Source organism: Candidatus Corynebacterium faecigallinarum (assembly GCF_052264515.1).
GTDB lineage: Bacteria > Actinomycetota > Actinomycetes > Mycobacteriales > Mycobacteriaceae > Corynebacterium > Corynebacterium faecigallinarum.
Genome location: NZ_JBQQOC010000032.1, coordinates 1 through 21,643 on the forward strand (window position 1 = coordinate 1; position 21,643 = coordinate 21,643).

Sequence of the window (21,643 nt, forward strand, 5' to 3'; positions counted from 1 at the left end):
ATCCCGGACCTCTGGTTAGGGTGTGAGCACTGGCTCATACCCCTAACTACAGCGCCGTCGATAAGGCGTTCGAGACCCCACGATCGCTGTCCCCGTGCTTCGATAGCGTACGAGGTATGGCGAAAACGACAACACCAATTCCTTCCCGCACGTCCCCCGATGTGTGGACGTTGCCGCGCACAGGTGCTGAATGGTGCGACTGCGGCGAACACCACCCGGTCGACCTCGACTTGGTGCGCTCAATGATTGAACGATCGCTAGGACAGCACAACAACCGGATCGAACACCGTGAGATCTGCCGCGTGCTGATGGAAATGTGGCGGTACGAAGAAGTCTGCGACTTCTTCCACGACGCCGTCTGCTACGCCGCAGAAACCTGCAACGGAGAAGTCGACGCCGACTACCCCATCAACACCGGCGAGGAAATCATCGCGTACTTCTCAAAAACCTGGAACGGATGCCCCGTCGAAGCATGCGAGGGAAGCTTTGGCAAAGATCGACCACGCTGACCGGAGGCCTGTCCAGGGCTACCTTCCTCATTGTGCCCTGGCAGCCTTCCGGAGACAATGACCTGTGTATGACGGTGTACGCGTACCCCTGTCTCCCCCGTTGCATCACCTCTGGCAACAACCCAGTCTTCTCACCGCTAAACTGAGCGACATTCAGCTTCATGCCGTCACCACGCTCGGTGTAAGGCCTCGCCACATGACCTTTAAGGAGCAGCAGCCATATGGACCAGTCCTCTGAGCGCTGGATCGAAGTCAGCCCCTCCGACTTCGACCACGAGCGTGCAGGCCTGACCTTGCTGGCCGCATCTGTCCCGGACAAGACTCCTTACTACGTCTTCTCGAACTTCACCTTCCAGGGCGACAACGGCCGCCGGTTCGAGGTGGACGCGCTGGTGGTCTCGCCTGCACAGATCAACCTGATCGAGCTGAAGTCGTGGAGCGGACACTTCACCGGTAATGATCACACCTGGCAGTCGGACTGGAACGGCGGCAGCACCCGACGCAACCCGTTGAACGCCACGAACTACAAGGCGAAGCTGCTGGCCTCACGCCTGGAGACCATCCTGCAGCGGATGATGCGCGAGCATCCCGAGTTCCCGCGCAGCTACGGCAATACCCCCTGGGTCCAGGAGGCGGTGTTTCTGCACAGCGAGAACATCCGGACGGATTTCACCGCCCAGGGTGCCCAGAATGTCTTCGGCATCGATGGCCGCACCCACCAGACGAACCTGCCCGGCATCTACGACCGGATCACCGAGAAACCCCGCCGCTACCGTGACCCGATCAGCGAGGAGTTCGCCCAGCAGATGCTGCTTCCGGCGATCAAGGAGATCACGGGATACCGCAGTCGCAAGGCCCACGCCGGCCCGTGGCTGCTGACCAGGCACCTGGATGACGAGGAGGACCGCCAGGTTTGGGAGGCGGTCAATGCCCGGGACGCCCGGACGAAGACCGGGAAAAAGGATCGCGTCATCGTCCGAGTTGCCGACATTCCCCGCGATGCCGACCGCGCCACGGCCAACCGGCTCTACAGTCACGCCCGCCGCGAGTACGAGCTGCTCAAGGAACTGGCCCACCCGGGCATCGAAGCCCCGTTCGCCCTGGAGATCGCCGAAACCCCGGGCTCCGGCGAGGCTCCGGCCCTAATCTACCGACCGTCGGACGGTTTCGAGCCGTTGGATCTGCTGTACCCGGGTCTGGTCCTCACCGCCGCACAGCAGGTGGAGCTGATCTCCCAGGTGGCGGACGCGGTGACCTACGCCCATGCGAACAACGTGGTGCACCGCAGACTCACCCCCTCGGCAGCGCTGTTGAACACGGACCTGATCGACAAGGAGGATCCGAGGAAATCCAGGATCCAAGTGAAGGTCTCCCAGTGGACCGCGGTGACCGAGAACGTCCAGTCGACCCGGATGCGTTCGGCGATCGCAGCGAACACCACCGGGTCCACCGGCACGGGCACCAGCACCACGATCGCGGCCACGTTCGACGAGTCCGCTGGCTTCCTGCCCCCGGAGGGGTTCGAAGGTTCCGCCGACCGCACCGCTGGTGATTTGTTCAGTATCGGTGCGCTTGCTTTCTTCGTCTTCTCCGGCGGTCGTCAGCCCGCCACCAGCCGAGCTGAACTCAACAGGATCCTCACCCGGTCCGGTGGCCTGGACCTGGATTCCACGGGTGCCCAGCTGGAGCCACGCCTGCGTGACCTGATCCTTAATGTCACCTCCCCCAGCCCTGCCCAGCGGGTGAAGTCGGTCAAGTCCACGGCCAACCGTCATCAGCAGGAGAACCCGGTGAAGCTGTTCCTGGGCAAGCTGCAGGACAGCGCGGAGGACCGTATCGCCACCGAGGGCGATGCCCTGCACCCGAAGGTCGGTGACCAGCTGGCAGGACGCTTCGACATGATTAAGCAGTTGGGCACCGGCTCCACCGCGCTGGGCTTGCTGGTCCAGGACAACGAGGCCGATGAGAAGCGGGTGCTCAAGGTCGCCCGGGACGAGTCAAAGGTCCCGGAGCTCGAGGAGGAGGCGAAGTCACTGGCGGAGTTGGCGGTGAAGCTCACGGATTCGCCGCAGAAGAAGCACTTCGTGGAGCTGATGGAGCCCACCCTGCGGCTGCCGTTCGACCGCACGGCCTTGTTGCTGTCTTTCGGCGGAGAGTTCACTCTCGCCGACCAGTTGCAGATGGGCCCATTGGGTTCGGAGCAGTTCTGGGCTCACGGGGAGCAGTTGCTGACTCTGCTGGTAGCCCTGGAGAACACCGGGCTGACGCACCGTGACATCAAGCCGGCGAACCTGGGGCTGAAGGGGAAACCTAGCGCGAAGACCCTGGTCCTCTTCGATTTCTCCCTCACCCACCGTCCGCTGACGGCGACGGATCTGGGCACCCGGCCGTACCTGGATCCGTTCCTGGGATCGGACGCTGTCCCCTCCCGCCCGCATTTCGATGCCTATGCAGAGCGCTATTCGGCGATTGTGGTCCTGCTGCAGATGGCGACCGCGGATTACCCTCGCTACGGCGAGGACGACGGCACCGCCGTGGAGCTGACGGATGGTCCTCTTGCGCTGGCTGCCGAGGATTTCCCCGAGGTGTGGCCGCTCGAGCAACGCGAGGCTCTCACTGGCTTGTTCCAGGACAATCTGGACAAGAACCTTCGCCGTCGTGCCGGCTCCGCCCAGGAGCTGCTGGAGTCGTTCCGTGCCATCGGGCGTGCCCCCTCCGGCTCCACGTCTGGCAAGAAGTTTTCCCAGGTGCAGGACGCTCCAACGGTCACCGTCGCCACGGAGACAGGCACTGGTGCGCCGCTGCAGTCGTTGCGGGACCTGTGCGAGGAACTGGTCACGTATTCGGGCGCGAAGAGCACTCACGAGCGCCGCCTGGTGCAGAACATCCTGGGGCTCACCGACAAGCCGCTGGGTGATCCTTTTGCCCCCATGTCGGCGTTCGCCGGTGCTCTGGATGCCTCGCCGGGGAAGATGCCCACCCTGACCGCGAAAGTGTCTCAGGTGTGGACGGCAACCACGGCGCTTGAGACGTCCTTTGAGATGTTGCGGGAGAAGCTCACTGCGCTGCTGCAGTCTCTCGGCGGGATCGCCACCCCGGATGATCTGCGTCCTGCTGTGAATGAGCTGTTCCCCACGCTGGCCCAGCCTGTCCCGACCCCGGGTGACAATCCGGTGGTGGTCGCGCGTCGTCAGCTTGGCGTGCTCCGACTGTTGGAGATGTCGCTGTCCCGCCGTGCCGACGACGATGGACGCATCCACCTGGTCCGTCGACAGTCCACGGGTTCCACGGACCCCGCTGATTCCCGGGCGGTGGCGCTCACCGATGATCCTGCCTTGACCGGGCTACCGGCAGAGCTGTCCCAGGCCGCCCACGGGGCATTGGACGCTGTACCGCACGAGTTGGTGGATGCTGGAACTTTGGCCACCTCCTTGACCTCGGCGGCCGCGAGCTATCTGGGGCTCACCCCTGCGGAAATGCAGATCGCCCCACCGCTGCTGCCTCAGCTTGCTGTGGGCGCGGACGGTTCCCTGGCGTTGACCGCCACCGGTGACCTGTACCCGGTGCAGATGTCTACTGATGCCCTGGTCCGCGCTGTGTTCCCGATCGCCTCCACGAGGGTGTCTCGGGATACCCTGTCGAACAAGGTGCAGCGTCGGTTCCCGGAGGCGGTGAACGCCAAGCTTCCCGCTCATCCGCGGCTCACCGAGATCGTCGCTTCACTGGTCCCGGGCATGGTCTACGACCAGGCGAAGAAGACGTTCCTGCGCCCAAGGGACACCGCCACCACCGATGATCTTCCGACCCGTCACACCCAGACCCACACCTACGGGCAGACGGTGGGACTGGCCGACCGGCCCCGCGCGGAGCTGGACGAATCGGATCGGACGCTGTTGAACACCCTGGATTCCACCATCCGGGACCGCAACTTTCGGACGATCCAGGTGGAGACCGGCAAGGTGGCCCGCACAGCCGAGCTCCTGGAACATCATCTCGGTGCCCGCCATGTCGACATCGGCGAGATTGTCCTGGATGAGCTGTGGCATCTTTTCGAGGAGACCAACCAGACCGACAAGTTCGGGGTCTTCCTCGAGGCGGATACGCCTGACCACCCGCTGCATGCCCAGTTGGGTCAGCTGATCCGTCTGTCGGCGAAGAAGGCGTTGGCCAATGCTCTGAACCAGGCGGACGGTGGCTACCCTGTGGTGCTGTCTCATCCGTCGATACTGGCGAGCTTCGACTGCCTGGATCTGCTGGCCACCTGGTCGCAGATCGGCGCGCAGAATGCTGCCTCTGTGTGGTTGGTCACCACCGATGATGCGCCGTCGCCGACGAACGCCCACGCGGTCGACGGTGTCCAGCTACCGTTGAGTAGCCCTGATCAAGTCCTTTCCTACTGATTTCCCCTGCTTGTTCTGATTGTTGAGGAGTTCTTTTCCATGGCCCGAACCACCACCGGATCGTCTGAAGCGTCGTTGACCGCTGCCCTGCAGCCGGTCGTTCGTTCCCTGGTGGCGGACATGCGTGCCCGCCTGGAGGCGGACGCTCCCCGTCTGCAGTCGTGGAAGACCGAGCACGCCGAGGCCCAGAAGGCTGACCGTGTCGCGTCTTCCTTCGCCGAGTGGTCGGAGGAACAGCTGCAGCAGGCCGCGGCGGGCTGGGTGCTGACCACCGTGTTCCTCCGCTTCATCGAGGACAATGACCTCTTCGGCCCGCGCCAGGTCTTCCTCACCGGTTTTGATGCCGAGCATCGAGCCCTGGGCAGGGACTTCCAGGACGCGTTGTACCAGCGCCACCCCGAGTACTCTTACCGGGACTACCTGCTGCACTGCTTCGACCAGTTGAAGGAGGTGCCGGCCACGGCCGGACTGGTGGGACCGCACTCGTCGATCCATGTGATGGAACCCAGCGACGACGGTGCCCGTGAACTCATCGAGTTCTGGCGCGCAGTGGACGGCGACGGAAACACTCTCCGAACATTCAACGACGAGACACTGGACACCCGTTTCCTCGGGGACATGTACCAGGATCTGTCGAAGTTCGCCCGGAAGAAGTACGCCCTGTTGCAGACACCGGAGTTCGTCGAGGAGTTCATCCTGGACCGCACAATGGATCCTGCCCTGGACGAGCGGCCGTTGGAGGGATTCAAAGTGATCGACCCGACGTGCGGTTCGGGCCACTTCCTGCTGGGCGCCTTCCATCGGCTGATGGACAGGTGGGAGAAGGATTCTCCCGCGATGCCTGCGCCGGAACGCGCGAAGCGGGCGATGTCTGCGATCCACGGTGTGGACATCAACCCATTCGCGGTGGCGATCAGCCAGTTCCGGCTGACGGTGGCGTTCATGCAGGCTGCCGGGGATACGCGACTGACCGAGCGTACCGAGGCCCCTGGGTTCACTGTGTTGGCTGGGGATTCGCTGCTGTTCGGGCCGGATGCTGATGGCCAGGAGGCTTTTGACCTGGAGGCGGAGAACTTCGTCTATGCCACGGAGAATGCCGACGCATTGAACAGACTGCTGACACCCGGGACCTATGATGTCGTGGTTGGCAATCCTCCGTACATCACGGTCAAGGACAAGGCACTGAATAGGCAGTACCGCAATCGCTACGGGACTTACTTGTCCGGCAAGTACGCATTAACTGCTCCGTTTATGGTGAAGTTCTTCCAACTTGCCAAAGACACTAATTCTGGCAAAGCCGCTGGCTGGATCGGGCAGATCACCTCGAACTCGTTCATGCAACGCTCCTTCGGTAAACCCCTGGTGGAACAATTTTTCAATCAGGTGGATTTGAGGGAAGTGATCGATACCTCAGGAGCATACATTCCTGGCCACGGTACACCAACCGTCATCCTTGTCGGTCGTAATTCCCGCGCGTCCCGCCGTAAGGTTACCGGTGTTCTTGGAATCCAGGGCGAACCCGGGGTCCCAAATGACCCCTCCGATGGCGTGGTGTGGTCATCGATTACCGCGAACGTCGACAATATCGGCCATGAGGATACCCACATCTCGGTAGATGAACTCGACCGCAACTTCATTAGTAGCCACCCCTGGAGCCTGCAGGGAGGTAGCGTTCCGACCGTTTCCGCTTCAGTCGAGGCGGCCGCAGTAGCCGATATTTCCCCATTACTTGATGGAAGCATCGGCTTCGCCAGTTTCGCTGGCCAAGATGATGCATTCTTCGCTACTGCCAGGAGCCTTCATACTGCCATTAGCGAGCACAGACTACTCCGCCCTCTTGTCATCGGCGAGGCAAACCGTGACTGGCATTCATCGACCGGGAACGCCACAGCACTGGTACCGTATGATGAAAACAACGAAATTGTTGAAATCGATACGACTTCCTCATGGTTCCGCTGGCTATGGAATGTGAAAACAATGCTGCGAAACATCCGCGGCTTCGACGGCGAACCACGCCACAAGTCTGGGGTCTCATGGTGGTCCTGGTACCGATGGGTTCCCAAAAAGTACTCCAGTGAGTTTCTCATCACCTTCGCATCCGTTGCGACACATAATCATTTCGTCCTGGACCGTGGCGGCAAAGTCTTCAAACAATCCGCGCCTGTAATCAAACTCTCCGAGGATGCCACCGAGGACGACCACCTCGCACTGCTTGGCGTGCTGAACTCCTCCACCGCCTGCTTCTGGCTTAAGCAGAACAGCCACAACAAGGGCTCTACAGTAGACAGTAAAGGCGCAAGGACAACTCTGGCACCATGGGAAGACTTCTACGACTTCACCGGAACCACGCTCAAGAAGTTCCCCCTCCCCGACGGCGATGTCACCGAGCGTGGCCGTCGCCTCGATGATCTCGCACAGCAGTTGTCGAGTTATGAGCCGGCAACGATTTTCAGGGATACCCCCCCGACCCGGGCGTTAATCGACGACGCGCGGGACAATTACGCGCGCATTCGTCGCCTGATGATCGCCGAGCAGGAAGAACTCGACTGGGCTGTCTACCACCTCTACGGGCTCACCGACACCGACCTGTCGCTGCCCGTCGGTGACGTCGACGGCATCGACCTAGGCACCCGCCCCTTCGAGATCGCCCTCGCCCGTCGCGTCGCCGCCGGAGAGACCACCACGGCGTGGTTCGAACGCCACCACTCCACCCCTGTCACCGAAATCCCCGATTCCTGGCCCGAAGCACAGCGCACCGCCGCCCAGCAACGCCTCGACCTGATGGCCTCCGACAAGTCCATCAAGCTGCTCGAAGCACCCGAGTACAAGCGGCGTTGGTCCGACGACCCCTGGGAAGACAAGGTCCACGAGGCACTCGCCGACTGGCTGCTGACCCGGCTGGAGGCCCCCGAGCTGTGGCGCCGTACCGACGGCATGGCACAGACCCGCACCATCCGTGAACTCGCCGGCCAGGTAGAAACCAACCCCGAGCTCGCCGACGTCCTCTCCGTCCTCCCCCTGTGGTCCACCAAGCGTGGAGCCACCACCGAGAAGATGCTGGAGGACCTGTTCAAGGGCGAAGCAGTGCCCTACGCCGCCTCCCTACGCTACAAGGGCCGCGGCCTGGCCAAGCGAGCAGAATGGGAAGCAACCTGGGACGCCCAGCGACGGGAAGACGCCGGGGAGATTACCGCCGACGAGGTCCCCGTCCCGCCGAACTACACCAGCGCCGACATGTACCCGGCGGTGTGGAAACACCGCGGCAAGCTCGACGTCCCCAAGGAACGCTTCATCTCCTACCCCGGCGCCTCCCCCGAAGGCGACTCCACCATGCTGCTGGGCTGGGCCGGGTGGAACGACCTGGACAAGGCACTGGCACTGATGTCCCTGTTCTCCGACCGCGCCGACCAGGACGCCGACACCGACACCCTGGCCGCTATCCTCTACGGCCTGGTGGAGGTCCTACCCTGGGTGAAACAGTGGCACAACGAGATCGACCCCCAGTTCAACTTCCGCTTCGGCGACTACCTCGAGGCGCAGCTCGAGGAAGCGGCGCGTGGACTCGGGATTCTCGTCGACGACCTCGACACATACGCACCGAAACCCGCCACCCGTGGGCGCGGCAAGACCAAGAAGTAGACGGACCACGAAGGACACACCATGGCATTCACCCTCCCCGGAGCATCCTCCGGTGCCCCGCGGCTCGGCGAGATCTTCGACATCCCCGACTCCGCCGGGGACACCTTCGTCCTGAAGCTGTCCGACTCCGTCAGTGACCACGACAAGCTCGCCAGCACCATCGCCAGTTACGTCATCACCGACGAGATCTCCGACAACCTCGACGCTGCCCTCGGCTACGTCGACCGAGCGCTGACCACCGGCAACAACCAGGGTGTGTACCTCTCCGGCTCCTTCGGCTCCGGTAAATCCCACTTCATGGCCGTGCTGTTCGCCATGCTCGCCAACGAACCCGCCGCCCGCGACGACGCCGACCTGCAGCCCCTGATCACCCGGCACACCGGCGACGGCGGTGCCATCGGGCACAGCCTGCTGCAGCTCCCGTTCCACTTCCTGGACTCCCACAGCATCGAAGACACCATCTTTCGTGGCTACCTCTCCCACATGGAACGTCTCCACCCTGGTGACGCTCTGCCGGTCCTGCACTCCGCCGAAGGTCTCTTCGCCGACGCCGACGCCACCCGCAAGGCCATGGGGGATGACGCGTTCTTCAGCGCCCTCAACTCCTCCTCTTCTGCTGCCGCAACGGCTTCCGATTCCAGCGGTATCGACTTCGGTGCGCTGCTCGGCGTCGCCGGCGCCGACCCGGCAGAGTCCGCGACCGGCGGATCCGCCTGGGACGCAGCGTCCTACCGGGCTGCCCGCGCCACCACCGCCTCCGAGGAGCAGCGCCGCAGCCTCTCGGCCGCGCTGACCGACACCCTGTTCAGCTCCTACCGCACCCACTCCGAGTGGGTCCCGCTGGCCGACGGCCTGGCGGAGATCGCCCGCCACGCCCGTAGCGTCGGCTACAAGGGCATCGTCCTGTTCCTCGACGAGCTGATCCTCTGGCTGATGTTCATGCGCTCCGCCGAGGCCTTCAACAACGAGGCCCAGAAGCTCACCCTGCTGGTGGAGTCCGGCAAGGGCCAGCTGGACATCCCCATCGTCTCCTTCATCGCCCGCCAGTACGACCTGGCCACCTGGAAGGACTCCTCCATGGAGGCCGGCCGGGAGCTCGAGGCACGACGCCAGTCCTTCAAGCACCAGGAAGGCCGGTTCAACACCATCGAGCTCGGCAGCCGCAACCTGCCGATGATCGCCAAGAAGCGACTGCTCCGCCCCGTCGACGACACCGCCCAGCTGAAGCTGACGAAGGCCTTCACCGACCTGCGGCTGAACCCGGAGGTGATGAACGTCCTGCTCGACGGGGTCAACACCGACGAGAACCACCGGGCCTCGGACGCCGACCGCTTCGAGATGACCTTCCCCTTCTCCCCCGTGCTCATCGACACGTTGATCAACCTGTCGGCGATCATGCAGCGTGAGCGCACCGCGCTGAAGGTCATGGAGACCATGCTCATCGACAAGAAGCACTCCATGCGCATCGACTCGGTCATTCCGGTGGGCGACGCCTTCGACTACCTCATGGCCGGCAACGACCGGATGGGCAACAACGCCGCCCGCCGCTTCGCCCTGGGCAAGTCCTTCTGGAACGACAAGCTGCGTCCGCTGATCCTCAAGACCAACGACCTTCCCGGCGACACCTCCGACGCCGACGTCGCCGACACCCCCGCCGGCGCTGAACTACGCATCGGCAAGACCCTGGTGCTGGCCTCCATCGCCCCGGAGGTGCCCGCCCTGAAACAGCTGACCGCCTCGCGGTTGGCGCACCTGAACCACGGTTCCATCCGCACACCGTTCCCCGGACACGACGTGGGCATCGCCCTGAACCACGTACGGCGCTGGGCCGCCGAGTTCCCCGAGATCATCATCGGCTCCGGCAAGGACCCGGTCATCAGCCTCAAACTCGAGGAGGTCAACTGGGAGGCCGTCGTCGCCCAGGCACAGGCCCAGGACACCCCCGGACGCCGTGAGCGCAAGATCAAGAACCTGCTCACGGAATACTTCGGGCTCACCGGGGTCGACGTCGCCAGTGACGGCTCCTACACCCGGACGGTCACCTGGCGTGGCACCGAACGCCGTGTGGAGTTCGTCTTCGGCAACGTGCGCAACGAAGCCGACCTGCCCGAGCACTTCTTCCTCCCCGGGGTCGACGGTGCCCTGCGGTTGGTCGTCGACTATCCCTTCGACGAACCGAACCATTCCGTGGCCGAGGACCACAGCCGCGTCACGCAGTTGACCACCACGCTGACGGACTCCCCCTTCACGGTGGTGTGGCTGCCCCACTTCCTGTCCGGCGAACGCATGGAGAAGCTCGGTGAGCTGGTCATCATCGACCACCTGCTCACCGAATCCGGCTGGCGCGACCACACGGTCAACGTCGCCGCCGACGACCGTGAGGCGATCCGCCAGATGCTCAAGCAGCGACAGGCGTCCCTGACCAACCAGCTCGCCCTCTGGCTGACCAGTGTGTACGGCGTGGACAAGGGCGAGGAGTTCGCCATCGGCCAGGAGCCGCTGAAGTCACTGGACCCGGCCCTGAAGGTGTCCAAGCAGGCCGGCATGTCCCTGACCGACGCCACCGACAAACTCATCACCGGGCTCTTCGACCAGAAGTTCCCCGACCACCCGCGTTACGACTCCGAGCGCCCACTGAGCCGCTCGGAGTTCGACAAGGTCGTCGACGTCCTGCGTACCGCCGCAGCCCACAAGGACGGCCGCGCGGACATCCCCGCCGACGCACGCAAGGCATGCCGCACCATCCTGCCGGCACTCGACTTCGCCTCGGTCCATGAATCCCACCTGGTGTTCACCGCGGACAACGCCGGCTCCCGCATCAACGGTGACATCCCCCAGGCACTACGTGCCTCCGGCCACGACCTGTCGCAGCCGGTGAGCGTGCAGGCCGTGGAGAACGCGGTGGCCTCGCTGAACCCCAACGCCGGACTGACCCAGCTGACCCGGCGGTTGTACGTGTGCGCCTGGGCCGCGATGACCAACCGGTCCTGGGTGGACCACTCCCGCGAGATCGAGGCACCCGGACTACGCAACCTCGACTACCGCATGGAACTGCGGCCCGTGGTGCTGCCTGACCTGGCGGCCTGGGAGACCGCCCTGGTTGTCGCCGCCCAGCTGTTCGGCTCGCTGGTCGGCAGCCACTGCACCGCGGCGAATCTGCGGACCCTGCAGTCCTCCCTCGCCGAGGCAGTCGAGGAGTACCGGCTCGACGCCGCCCGCTACAGCGAGACCCTCGGGGTGGTCTCCCGGCAGCTCGGCGTGACCGCCCCCACCAAACGTTCACGCCTGGCCGACGACACCAGCGCCCTGCTGGACGCGCTCCACCGCGACCGGGCGGACGCCCTGGCCCTGGTCGACCAGCTCGCCGCCGCCCGAACCGCAGACGAGCGCATCCTCGGCGCCACCGTCTCCGAGGCCACCGCCGGTCTGGCCAATGCCCGCCAGGCGGCTGCGGCGCTGAAGAAGCTCACGGCCAACGGCTCCACGGCCCTGTCCGCCCCGGCCGCCTACGCCGCGTCCCACCAGGGCGGTGACGACAAGGGTGCCTCGGTGATCCTGTCCTCCCTGCGCGACGCACTGGCCAACCACGAGTTCACCTCCCCGGTGGACAAGGCCGTGGACCGCTTCTTCGCCGACCGGTCCGCCTGGGAGACCGCGATCTTCGAACAGTCGCCCGCGCCGCAGGCCGTGCCACAGCCCGTGGCACCGGAACCGGACCAGCACGCGACTGACGGCGGCGACGGCCCCACCACCCCCGAACCCCGTCCCGCTCGGGGGAACCTGCTGGACGAGGAGGTCACCTCCGACAACCTGGCCTCGTTCGGCGCCCGGTTGGACGGGTTGTTGAAGGACAACCCCAAGGTGCGGGTCACTGTGGAGGTCGTCGAATGAGTGCCGCGCGGCTACCGGTGCGCCGCCGCGACATCGACGAGCAGATCAGCTACCTGCTCAGCAAGAACCGTCACGACGCGGTCGTGCTGATGCAGAGCCCCACCGAATGGGACGGCCCGGCGAGCTACAGCACCGCAGACGGCGCGTCGGTATCGGTGTCCCAGGCCAATACCCCGCTCGCTCTACGCTGGGCACTGACCAGGCTGGACACCTCGGTCCCGTGGCACTTCGTGGTCACCCCGCTGGGAGATGCCGACCTGGTCTCCGATATGCGTGACCGGTTGACCCCCTACCGCGCGGTACAGATGGTCAATGCCACCCGGAGCTTGTTGGTGGCCTTCTCCGCCACCACGGTGTTGCCCGGCACGATCTCCCAGGCGGATATCCCCGACACCCTGGCGTTCCTCGACTCGCTGGGTGCCCGGATCGTCCCGGCGCCGACCGGGGTGATCACCCCCGACCACCTGGCAGCACAGCTCCTGGCAGCAGGGACGGGCCTACCCACCCTGGGGGCAGACGGTGCCCGCTCACCCAGTCTGGCCGAGGTCCTGGAATGGTCGGTATCCCCCGAGGCTGCCGAGCGGTGGCAGAGGATGGTGTCCGCTCTCCCCGGTGATGTCCGTGATGCTGCACTGGACTGGCTGGGGCGCACCCTGGGCCCCAAAGCGGGTGCTGCGATGCGCTACCTGCGTGCCAACGGTCCGTCCGACATTCTCGCCTGGGGACTAGCGGCAGAAGTTCTCGTGGTCGACCCTGCTGCCCGAGCGGAGGATACACCGGTCCGCCAAGAGGCGACTGCTATCTTCCGGTCCCAGACCAGGATCGATACCTCCACCGCCAAAGAACGGGAAGCGTGGGCCACCGCCGCTGTCGCTGCCGTGGAACAGGCAACGGCGGATAGTCACCTTCTGGACACCGTGATCCGCCGGGCCGAACAGCTGGTCACCTCCACCACTGCCCTGGGAGCCGGCCAACTACTGCACCTGTCCTCAGTCTGCCCCGGCGGTTTCGCTGCACGTATCGAGCGGGTCGCCGAAGCACTCGAGGCCACGATTCCCGGTGGCGATGGAAGCGCATCGCGGACGGCGCAGCCAGCAACTCCTGCAGTCTCCGCCTACACCGCGATCAAGCTCGCCCGAGCCCACCGTGATGGTGGTGCCGCCGAGCACAACCGCGAGATCGCCAGCGCCGAGGCCGCGTTGCGGCTGTGGCAGTGGCTGAACGTCTCCGGGACAACGGAGGTCGCTGCCACCACGTCCCAACCGTCAACCGTGACGGACTGGCTGCGGGAACAACGCGATTCACTGAGCTGGGTCAACGTCTGCATCAACGCCGCATGGCGGGAGCAGAGCTCCGCTGCGCTGCACAAGGTGACCCGACGGGTCGCCGAACAAGCCCGCGCCGTGATCCAGCAGCGTGACCGCTCCTTCGCCGCCGTGGCGTCACGAACCGGTGCCTCCCGCAACCTGGCCGGGTCCACCCTGCTGGTCGAGGACGTCCTCGACCGGGTGCTCAAGCCCCTGCTCATCGATCAGGGAGAGGTCCAGGCCATCCTTCTGCTGGTGCTCGACGGCATGGCGACGGCATCTGCCAACCAGTTGCTGCGGTCGATCGACAAGAGCTTCCACGGCCGCTGGCACGACATGGCCACCGAAGACGAGGAACTGGCCACCGCACTGGCGATGTACCCCACCGTCACCACCAAGTCACGGACCAGCCTGCTGTCCGGGTGTGCGGCCGCCGGCGGGCAGAGTGACGAGACCAAGGGGCTGAGCACCTGGTACCGGGCCGCCACCAAGGGGGCGCGTGGAGCAGGAGAAGCCCGGCTGCTGCACAAGAAGGACCTGGACAGCGAGGTCGCTGATATCGCTGGAACGGTGGAGAACACCGACGCCAACCCCCTGGTTGCCGCGGTGCTCAACACCATCGACGACGCGCTGGACAAGTCCGACCCCATCGACCGGCAGTGGTCTGTCGCAGACATTACCCACCTCAATGTGCTGATGCAGGCGGCGGCGCGGGCCGGGCGCACCGTGGTGCTGGTCTCCGACCACGGGCATGTCGTGGACCGCGGGCGCAGCACACCGTCCCCGCTGGGTGGAAACAGTGCGCGCTGGCGTCCAGCCGACCCTGCTGCCCCTGGGGCGGATGACTCGGAGGTCGTCGTTGCCGGCGACCGCGTCCTGACCGATGACAACCAGGCGATACTCGCCGTGGACGAGGACCTGCGCTACACCGCGCGCAAGGCCGGCTACCACGGCGGCCTGTCCCTGGCCGAGGCAAGCATCCCAGTGTCCATACTGAGCCAGGATCCCGAGCAGCTGCAGGCTCGGATGAGCGAGTCCCTGCCACTGGTGCAGATGGTAGACAGCATGCGGCACCCGACCTGGTGGGAACTGCGCGAGGACTTCGTGGAGATCAGTGGGATATCCGCTCCCGATGCTGAGGTCGCGCAGGAGGAGCCGGACGGACTATTCAGCATCGACATCGCACCGACCCCGACACGACCTGTGTTGTTCCACGGACTGGAGACCAACCCCGGGTTCAAAGCACAGGTGGCCGAGGCACCCATCGCCGGGCAGGATGCCGCAAGTATCGCCACCCTGCTGCGCACCATCGGCACGAACAACAACACCCTGCCTCGGGTGCAACTGCAGAAGGCGATGAACCTCAGCAACATCCAGTTCAACGGTGCGATCACCAAGCTGAAGCGGATCCTCAACATCGACGGTGTCGAGGTGCTCCACAACAGCGGCGGTGACATCACGTTGAACTCCGAGCAGCTGATCCAGCAATTCGGACTGCGGCGCGGAAGGTAGGCTCTGTTTCCATGGACAAGCATTCCTCCAGCACTCTCTCCCCTGCTCGGCGGCACAACATCCTGCAGGCTCTGCGTAGAGGCACCGTGCCGTCCGACGGACTGGATCAGCTCGCCGTCGGGCTTGACCACCTGGGACCGGTCATCGACCAGGAGCTGTCCTCGGTCGCTGCCGGTGCGGGAATGTTCAAGGCGGTCCGTGGTGAGTACGGCTCAGGTAAAACCTTCGCCGCCCGGTGGATCGAACAACGTGCGCTGGATGCAGGATTCGCCGTTGCCGAGGTACAGATCTCGGAGACAGACACTCCCCTGCACAAGCTGGAGACCGTATACCGTCGGACCACCGAGGAGCTACGGACCACTTCGTCCCCCACCCGGGCGTTCCGAGACGTTCTCGATGCTTGGTTGGCGGCCGTAGACATGGACGCCGAGGCTGCCGGCCGGGACCGTAGCGACCTGATTGAAGAGCGGCTCAGTGCCGTCGCCCAGGTTGCTCCGGTGTTCCCACTGGCTCTCCGCGGCTATCTGCGTGCCGTGGAGGAGGATGAAACCGAGATCGCCGATGGTCTTGCCGCGTGGCTCGGAGGTCAGGGCAATGTGAGTTCCGCGGTGAAGCGGTATGCGGGAATCAAGGGTGAACTGGACAAGTTCACCGCCACCGGCTTCCTGCGCGGGCTGATCGAGATCCTTCGTGGTGCAGGCCAGTCGGGGCTGCTGTTGGTGCTCGATGAGGTCGAGACGCTACAGCGGATGCGGACAGACACCCGGGAAAAGTCGCTCAATGCGCTACGCCAGTGGCTGGATGAGATCTCCAATGACCGGTACCCGGGGCTGTACCTGCTGATCACCGGGACGACTGCTTTCTTCGAGGGCGGTCAGGGCATCAAGCGGCTTCAGCCACTGTACGACCGCTTGCGGGTGGACTTCTCCGGGGATCCCCGGTGGGACAATCCGCGGGCGGTGCAGATCAGGCTGCAGTCCTTCGACCATGCACGGTTGGTGGATGCCGGGTGTCGGGTGCGGGACCTGTTCGTTGACGGACTGGCTGAGGACGAGTCGAAAGCTGCGCGGGTCGCTTCGACGGTCTCTGATGGCTACATCGCCTCCTTGGCCGATGCCGTCGCCGGCGAACTTGGCGGACGCGTCGGGGTGGCTCCCAGGATCTTCCTTCGTACCGTGGTCGATGTGCTCGACCGTGTGGAGCTGCACGAGGACTTCGACCCAAGGGAGCACTACACGGTGAAGGTTGGGTCGGTCGGTGAGCCTACCGATGAAGGGCATGCTATGGCTTCGGGAAGTTCTGTCAGCCAGGAGCCGGTAACTGATCCGGATAGTATCGAACTATGATCGAGAGCCCCTTGGCCGAGCACTTCCCTGCCGGTGAGTATCTTGCCGACGAACTGGATGAGCGCGGCTGGAGTCACGCAGACTTCGCCAACATCATCGACTGCCCCACACCGTTCGTCTCTGATGTCGTCAACGGCCGCGAGATGATCACTCGGGAATCCGCTGTACAGTTCGCCGCAGCGCTCGGTACAACGCCAGGTCTCTGGCTGAACCTACAGGATTCCTACCTGCAGCAGCGGCGCGCCCCGACCTTCAACACATCCGGTGCCCCAGAGAATCCGGACGGTCACGCATAATCCTGCCCGTGTCCAGCAGCCCGTAAACTATTCACCGTGACCGGATACGACCACCTCCATTCCGTCCTGCAGCACCACATTGTCTCCACTCTGGGCTGGCCCGGATTGCGTCCCCTCCAGGACGAGTCCGTCGCCCCCTTGACCGCGGGCCATGACGCCCTGCTGCTGGCCCCCACTGCCGGCGGCAAGACCGAGGCTGCGTCCTTCCCGGTACTAACCCGCATGGCGACCGAGGACTGGCACGGAGTGTCCGTGCTCTACATCTGCCCCTTGAAGGCCCTGCTCAACAACCTCGCTCCACGCCTGGAGCAGTATGCGTCCTGGCTGGGCCGGGCTGTCGGAGTGTGGCACGGGGATGTGACCACGTCCGCCCGTCGACGCATGCAGACCGCGAACCGCCCCGACATCCTTCTGACCACTCCGGAGTCGCTGGAATCCATGATGGTGTCCACCGGGGTCAACACCACCGACTTCCTCGGCGACGTTCGGACCGTCATCATCGACGAAGTCCACGCCTTCGCCGGCGACGACCGCGGCTGGCACCTCTCTGCCGTCCTCGCCCGCCTCGAGCACACAATCGGCCGGCCTCTGCAACGCATCGGCATGTCCGCCACAGTCGGAAACCCCGATGACCTCCTGCAGTGGTTGCAGGGTGGTGCACGTGCCTCCGCCGATCGTGCCGGATCCGTGATCGCCCCCGGTGTCGTCCTCCCCGGTGCGGGGATCTCTCCGGCGGCCGCATCCGATGCCCCGGAGATCCGCGTGGATCGCCTGGCCGATATGACGCAGGTCGCGACTCTGCTCTCCAAGCTCTATGTCGGTGAGAAACGCCTGGTCTTCGTGGACTCCCGGAAGAATGTCGAGGTGCTCGGCGGCTATCTTGATGAGCTCGGGGTGAAGGTGTTCCTCTCGCACTCCTCGCTCTCCGCGGCCGAGCGGCGACGCTCGGAGGAAGCCTTCGCTGATGAGACGGACTGTGTCATCGTGGCGACGTCCACCCTCGAGCTCGGCATCGACATCGGCAACCTCGACCGGGTGATTCAGGTCGGGCCGCCACGGACGGTGTCGTCCTTCCTGCAACGACTGGGACGCACCGGCCGCCGTGCAGGGACCGCCCGTAACTGCCTGTTCATCGCTTTGCCGTCCAACTCCGCACGCGGGGACGAGGACGAGGTGTTGCTACAGATCATGGGCATGCTCTCTGCCTGGTCAGCCGGGTTCGTCGAACCGGTGACCCCACCGCAGGTGCCACTGCACATCGCAGCCCAACAGTTCCTCGCAGCGGCCTTGTCCCAAGGAGCATTCAACACGTCCACATGGAGGGATATCTGGGCAGGAACCTCACTGATGGACAGCGTCGTGCTGGAAGCCGATGCGCAGGGAGTCCTGGACCACCTGGTCTCCTCCGGGATGCTGGAGACCGACGGTGCGATGGCTTTCATCGGAGAAGAGGCGGAGAAGAAGTTCGGTCGCCGACATTTCATGGACCTACTGTCCGCCTTCACCTCTCCCCCGCTGTTCACGGTCCTGGAGGGACGCTCGGAGATCGGGATGGTGGAGGACCGTCTGATCGCCTCGATGCAGGAGGACAACGAAGACTCGTTCTCCGGCAACCGCGAGATGGTACTGGCTCTTGCCGGTCGCAACTGGAAGATCCTGCACATTGACTACAAGCGGAAGGTTGTGCATGTTGAGTTGTCCGACAAGCGGGGTATGGCCCGGTGGGGTTCCTCTGGACCGTCCTTCGGCTACGACATCTCCCAGGGGATGCGCCGGGTGATCCTCGGGGAGGATCCAGCGGGAGTGCAGCTGAGTTCGCGGGCTCTCGAGGCACTGGCTGGTGTGCGGGCCTGGTGGTCGCCCACCGTCAGCGAAACCAGTGACACCGTGTTCCTACCTTCGGGACGAGGCAGTGCTGATCAGGCCGAATGGTGGACCTGGAGTGGTACCGGGCGGAACCAACAGATTCTTGCGGCTTTGGGTGCTTCGACATCCCGTGCCGAGGACAGGTCGTGGAACACAGCTCTTCCTGGCCGGGACTCCCTAAGTGCGGCCGCTGCTGTTGATCAGGGCGTGGCCGGTAGCCTGCCCAACCGCGTACTTCATCAACTGGCACCGCTCGACCAGGCACCACGATATGACCGGATCCGGGTCTTTCCCGACCTCACACCAGCTGAGGGCCGGGATCGTATCGACTGGTTCACGTCCCTGCCGAGAGATTCCCGCCCCCTGCCCTATGTGAGTCCGAAAGCGGTGCACGGACTGAAGTTCAACGCCGCACTGCCGGAAGCCACCGCACGGATGATTCTGGCCCGACGTGCGGAATCGGACTGACAGAAGCAGCACAACTGCAGTCGAACGCTTGGGGACACCCGTGTCCGGTCATCAGGGATGATTAGCTTTCCGACCGAGAAGAAGGAATGACCATGACCACAACCTCCCTCCGCGGCCGACACCGACGTAGCCTTGCCGCCCTCGGGGCAGCATTCGTGCTCGTCCTCGTCGCCTGTGGCAACGACGACGGCTCCAATGCTGCTCCCACCCCAAGCACATCGACTCCTCCGACGACATCGCAACAGGAAACACTCCCCGAGCCAGTCACGTCGGTGCTTGAAGCACTCGACACCCTCGAGGCGGAGTACACCGGCCCTTCAGAGTCCGATCCCGGAGCGTCTGGTGCTGAACAGGTCTACGACCTGGAGATCGTGGGGTACGACGCAGGGATCAACCTCTTCGCCACCATCGAAGACCTCGACGAATGGCAATCAGCCAGTGACGACTTCGGGGGAGTTTCTGTCACTTTCGACACCACGGCAGTAAGCCTGAACTCGGACGAAGGCAAAGACGCGTCGCTGGCCCTGGCCCCGCAGCTTGCCGAAGAACTCGGTGGAGTGGCACACACCGGTGGGCAAGAGCCTGACTACACTCCCAGCGTTGACGAAGCTGCAGCTCCCACGGTCGTCGAGTGCCTCTTCGGTGCCCCAGGGCCAGCACTGTGGTCGGACGGCACAATCGCGTTCTCCCAGGAGTGTTTCGACGATGCCACCGAGGGACTCGACTACCGCTGCCCTCAGACCGACCACTACGTCCCTGACCCGAGCTACTGCGAGTCCAATCAGCCTGCTCACGACGGCATCCCCATGGCCGACGGCGGAACATGCCCGGCGTATCTCTGCGGCTACGGTCATGATGCGGACGGTAACCGGAACCCCTCCTCCGGGGAGATCCAGGGTCGCCACGGATGCCAGGAGGGCTACATCAATGATCCTGAGTACTGCGCCGCGATCGAAGGAGTCTTCGAGGCCAACAACGACTGGGACTGACAACGGTCTCTCCCCTGCGGTCTCTCCCCTGCCTCATTCAGGCACACTGGAAACCATGACCCACCGCCCGCACCGCCGCCTGACCCAAACCGTCACCGCCGTGACAGCGGGTGCATGCGCGATGCTCGTCGCGTCCTGCAGCACCGACGACGGCAGCAGTCTCAGCAACTCCAGCCACCAGACCGACACCTCAGGATCCGACATGTCTGCCAACGACACCGCAGCCCCGGGTAACGTCACCCGCCACGTCACCACCGTCGATGACCGGGACCGCACCTGGACCACCTACACCCCACTGCACGACCAGCCCGACCCAAGTCCCATGCCGATCGTCCTGGTCACCCACGGCACCGGCGACACCGGTGACGGGATCCGCGGCGGCATCGGGCCGGACCTGGAACAGCTGGCTGACGAGCACGGCTTCGTCATCGCCTACGCCGACGGCTACCAGAACAACTGGAACGAATGCCGCGCCGCCGGCGACTGGCCGGCCAAGGAAGACAACGTCGACGATGTCGGGTTCCTGCGTGACATCGTCGACCGGCTCGGCAGTGATCTCGGCGACGACACCGTGGACACCTCCACCGTCTTCGGGCTCGGGTTCTCCAGTGGCGGACACATGGCCCAACGTCTGGCCTACGAGGCCCCCGACCTGGTCTCCGGCATCGCCTCGATCAACGCCAACGTCGCCACCGACGACAACATGGACTGCACCGACACCGGCGAACCCGTACCCGCCCTGTTCATTCAGGGACGCGAGGACCCGTGGAACCCCTTCGACGGCGGCGAGGTCATCGTCGGCGAGGGCTTCTTCGCCGAATCCCGCGGCCACGTCCACTCCGCAGTCGACAGCGCCCAGTGGTTCGCCGACCGCAACGGCGCCGGAGCGTCCGGCACACCCACCCGCGACGGCGACGCCGAAATCACCGACTGGCCCGGCGAACACCCCGTCCGCCTCATCGCCATCGACCACAGCGGACACTCCTTCCCCACCACCACCGGACGCTGGGGCAACGATAACGGCGCCCGCTACGACGGGCCTGGAGCTGTGTGGGAGTTCTTCGCCGGGTTGTGAGTCAGAAAATCACTTCTGACGGCGTATCTCCTGCTCCTCCATCCACAGCACGATGTCGAGCACACGAAGGTCGGTGAGTCGCCGGATCCTTGCCACTGATTCTGATCCGGTGGCAGGGCTCTTCGCGGCCTTGGCGACAGCGGCATCCCGAAGCTCGTGGAGATGATCGGCCAGCCCCAGTGATTCATCGCGCAGCACCTCCCGCACACTGGCGAAGAAGTCCGTCCGGTTCTTGCCATGCCCGAGTTGTCGTCGCACATCCCGGTCAATCACCGGGCACAATCGTGGACGCTTCCGCGCCATGAGCTTGCTCACTCGTGTGGGCCCCAAGCCTCGCCGACGGAT

The 21,643-nt window shown here is 64.5% G+C and carries 11 protein-coding genes; 10 read left to right on the forward strand and 1 reads right to left on the reverse strand.

Annotation, left to right across the window (positions count from 1 at the left end; translation table 11 throughout):
- Nucleotides 1-116 precede the first annotated feature (116 nt).
- From ACTXPP_RS12700 to ACTXPP_RS12745, 10 genes are all read left to right on the forward strand, one after another.
- Entirely contained in the window at nucleotides 117-509 is a 393-nt protein-coding gene (locus tag ACTXPP_RS12700; protein WP_443342482.1) for a hypothetical protein, read from the forward strand.
- Between the two features lie 221 nt (nucleotides 510-730).
- Nucleotides 731-4,909 (forward strand): NERD domain-containing protein, encoded by a 4,179-nt coding sequence (locus tag ACTXPP_RS12705; RefSeq protein ID WP_443342484.1) that lies wholly within the window; start codon nucleotides 731-733, stop codon nucleotides 4,907-4,909.
- Between the two features lie 39 nt (nucleotides 4,910-4,948).
- Nucleotides 4,949-8,548 (forward strand): BREX-2 system adenine-specific DNA-methyltransferase PglX, encoded by a 3,600-nt coding sequence (pglX, locus tag ACTXPP_RS12710; RefSeq protein WP_443342485.1) that lies wholly within the window; start codon nucleotides 4,949-4,951, stop codon nucleotides 8,546-8,548.
- 21 nt (nucleotides 8,549-8,569) lie between these two features.
- Nucleotides 8,570-12,439, forward strand: coding sequence for a DUF6079 family protein (locus ACTXPP_RS12715; protein ID WP_443342486.1), 3,870 nt, complete (start codon nucleotides 8,570-8,572; stop codon nucleotides 12,437-12,439).
- Nucleotides 12,436-15,258, forward strand: coding sequence for a BREX-2 system phosphatase PglZ (gene pglZ, locus ACTXPP_RS12720; protein WP_443342487.1), 2,823 nt, complete (start codon nucleotides 12,436-12,438; stop codon nucleotides 15,256-15,258). The genes ACTXPP_RS12715 and pglZ overlap by 4 nt, the downstream gene beginning before the upstream one ends.
- Before the next feature lie 11 nt (nucleotides 15,259-15,269).
- On the forward strand, nucleotides 15,270-16,604 hold the full coding sequence (gene brxD, locus ACTXPP_RS12725) for a BREX system ATP-binding protein BrxD (protein WP_443342489.1): 1,335 nt from the start codon (nucleotides 15,270-15,272) through the stop codon (nucleotides 16,602-16,604).
- Nucleotides 16,601-16,900: a HigA family addiction module antitoxin gene (locus tag ACTXPP_RS12730; RefSeq protein ID WP_301496789.1), complete on the forward strand. Its 300-nt coding sequence runs from the start codon at nucleotides 16,601-16,603 to the stop codon at nucleotides 16,898-16,900. Before brxD ends, ACTXPP_RS12730 begins: the two co-directional genes overlap by 4 nt.
- Before the next feature lie 36 nt (nucleotides 16,901-16,936).
- Nucleotides 16,937-19,234, forward strand: a complete 2,298-nt coding sequence (locus ACTXPP_RS12735) for a DEAD/DEAH box helicase (RefSeq protein ID WP_443342491.1) — start codon at nucleotides 16,937-16,939, stop codon at nucleotides 19,232-19,234.
- Between the two features lie 92 nt (nucleotides 19,235-19,326).
- On the forward strand, nucleotides 19,327-20,223 hold the full coding sequence (locus tag ACTXPP_RS12740; RefSeq protein ID WP_301498704.1) for a hypothetical protein: 897 nt from the start codon (nucleotides 19,327-19,329) through the stop codon (nucleotides 20,221-20,223).
- Between the two features lie 55 nt (nucleotides 20,224-20,278).
- Nucleotides 20,279-21,298, forward strand: a complete 1,020-nt coding sequence (locus ACTXPP_RS12745; RefSeq protein WP_301520312.1) for a CE1 family esterase — start codon at nucleotides 20,279-20,281, stop codon at nucleotides 21,296-21,298.
- 9 nt (nucleotides 21,299-21,307) lie between these two features.
- Here ACTXPP_RS12745 and ACTXPP_RS12750 read toward each other — a convergent pair.
- On the reverse strand, nucleotides 21,308-21,643 hold a 336-nt coding region (locus ACTXPP_RS12750; protein ID WP_443342492.1), incomplete at its 5' end, for a DUF6308 family protein.

What these genes read in the sequence shown, in the direction of transcription:
- ACTXPP_RS12715 (WP_443342486.1), top strand. Translation starts at nt 8,570, where the DNA reads ATGGCATTCACCCTCCCCGGAGCATCCTCCGGTGCCCCGCGGCTCGGC.
- ACTXPP_RS12740 (WP_301498704.1), top strand. Translation starts at nt 19,327, where the DNA reads ATGACCACAACCTCCCTCCGCGGCCGACACCGACGTAGCCTTGCCGCC.
- ACTXPP_RS12705 (WP_443342484.1), top strand. Translation starts at nt 731, where the DNA reads ATGGACCAGTCCTCTGAGCGCTGGATCGAAGTCAGCCCCTCCGACTTC.
- pglX (WP_443342485.1), top strand. Translation starts at nt 4,949, where the DNA reads ATGGCCCGAACCACCACCGGATCGTCTGAAGCGTCGTTGACCGCTGCC.
- ACTXPP_RS12700 (WP_443342482.1), top strand. Translation starts at nt 117, where the DNA reads ATGGCGAAAACGACAACACCAATTCCTTCCCGCACGTCCCCCGATGTG.
- pglZ (WP_443342487.1), top strand. Translation starts at nt 12,436, where the DNA reads ATGAGTGCCGCGCGGCTACCGGTGCGCCGCCGCGACATCGACGAGCAG.
- brxD (WP_443342489.1), top strand. Translation starts at nt 15,270, where the DNA reads ATGGACAAGCATTCCTCCAGCACTCTCTCCCCTGCTCGGCGGCACAAC.
- ACTXPP_RS12730 (WP_301496789.1), top strand. Translation starts at nt 16,601, where the DNA reads ATGATCGAGAGCCCCTTGGCCGAGCACTTCCCTGCCGGTGAGTATCTT.
- ACTXPP_RS12745 (WP_301520312.1), top strand. Translation starts at nt 20,279, where the DNA reads ATGACCCACCGCCCGCACCGCCGCCTGACCCAAACCGTCACCGCCGTG.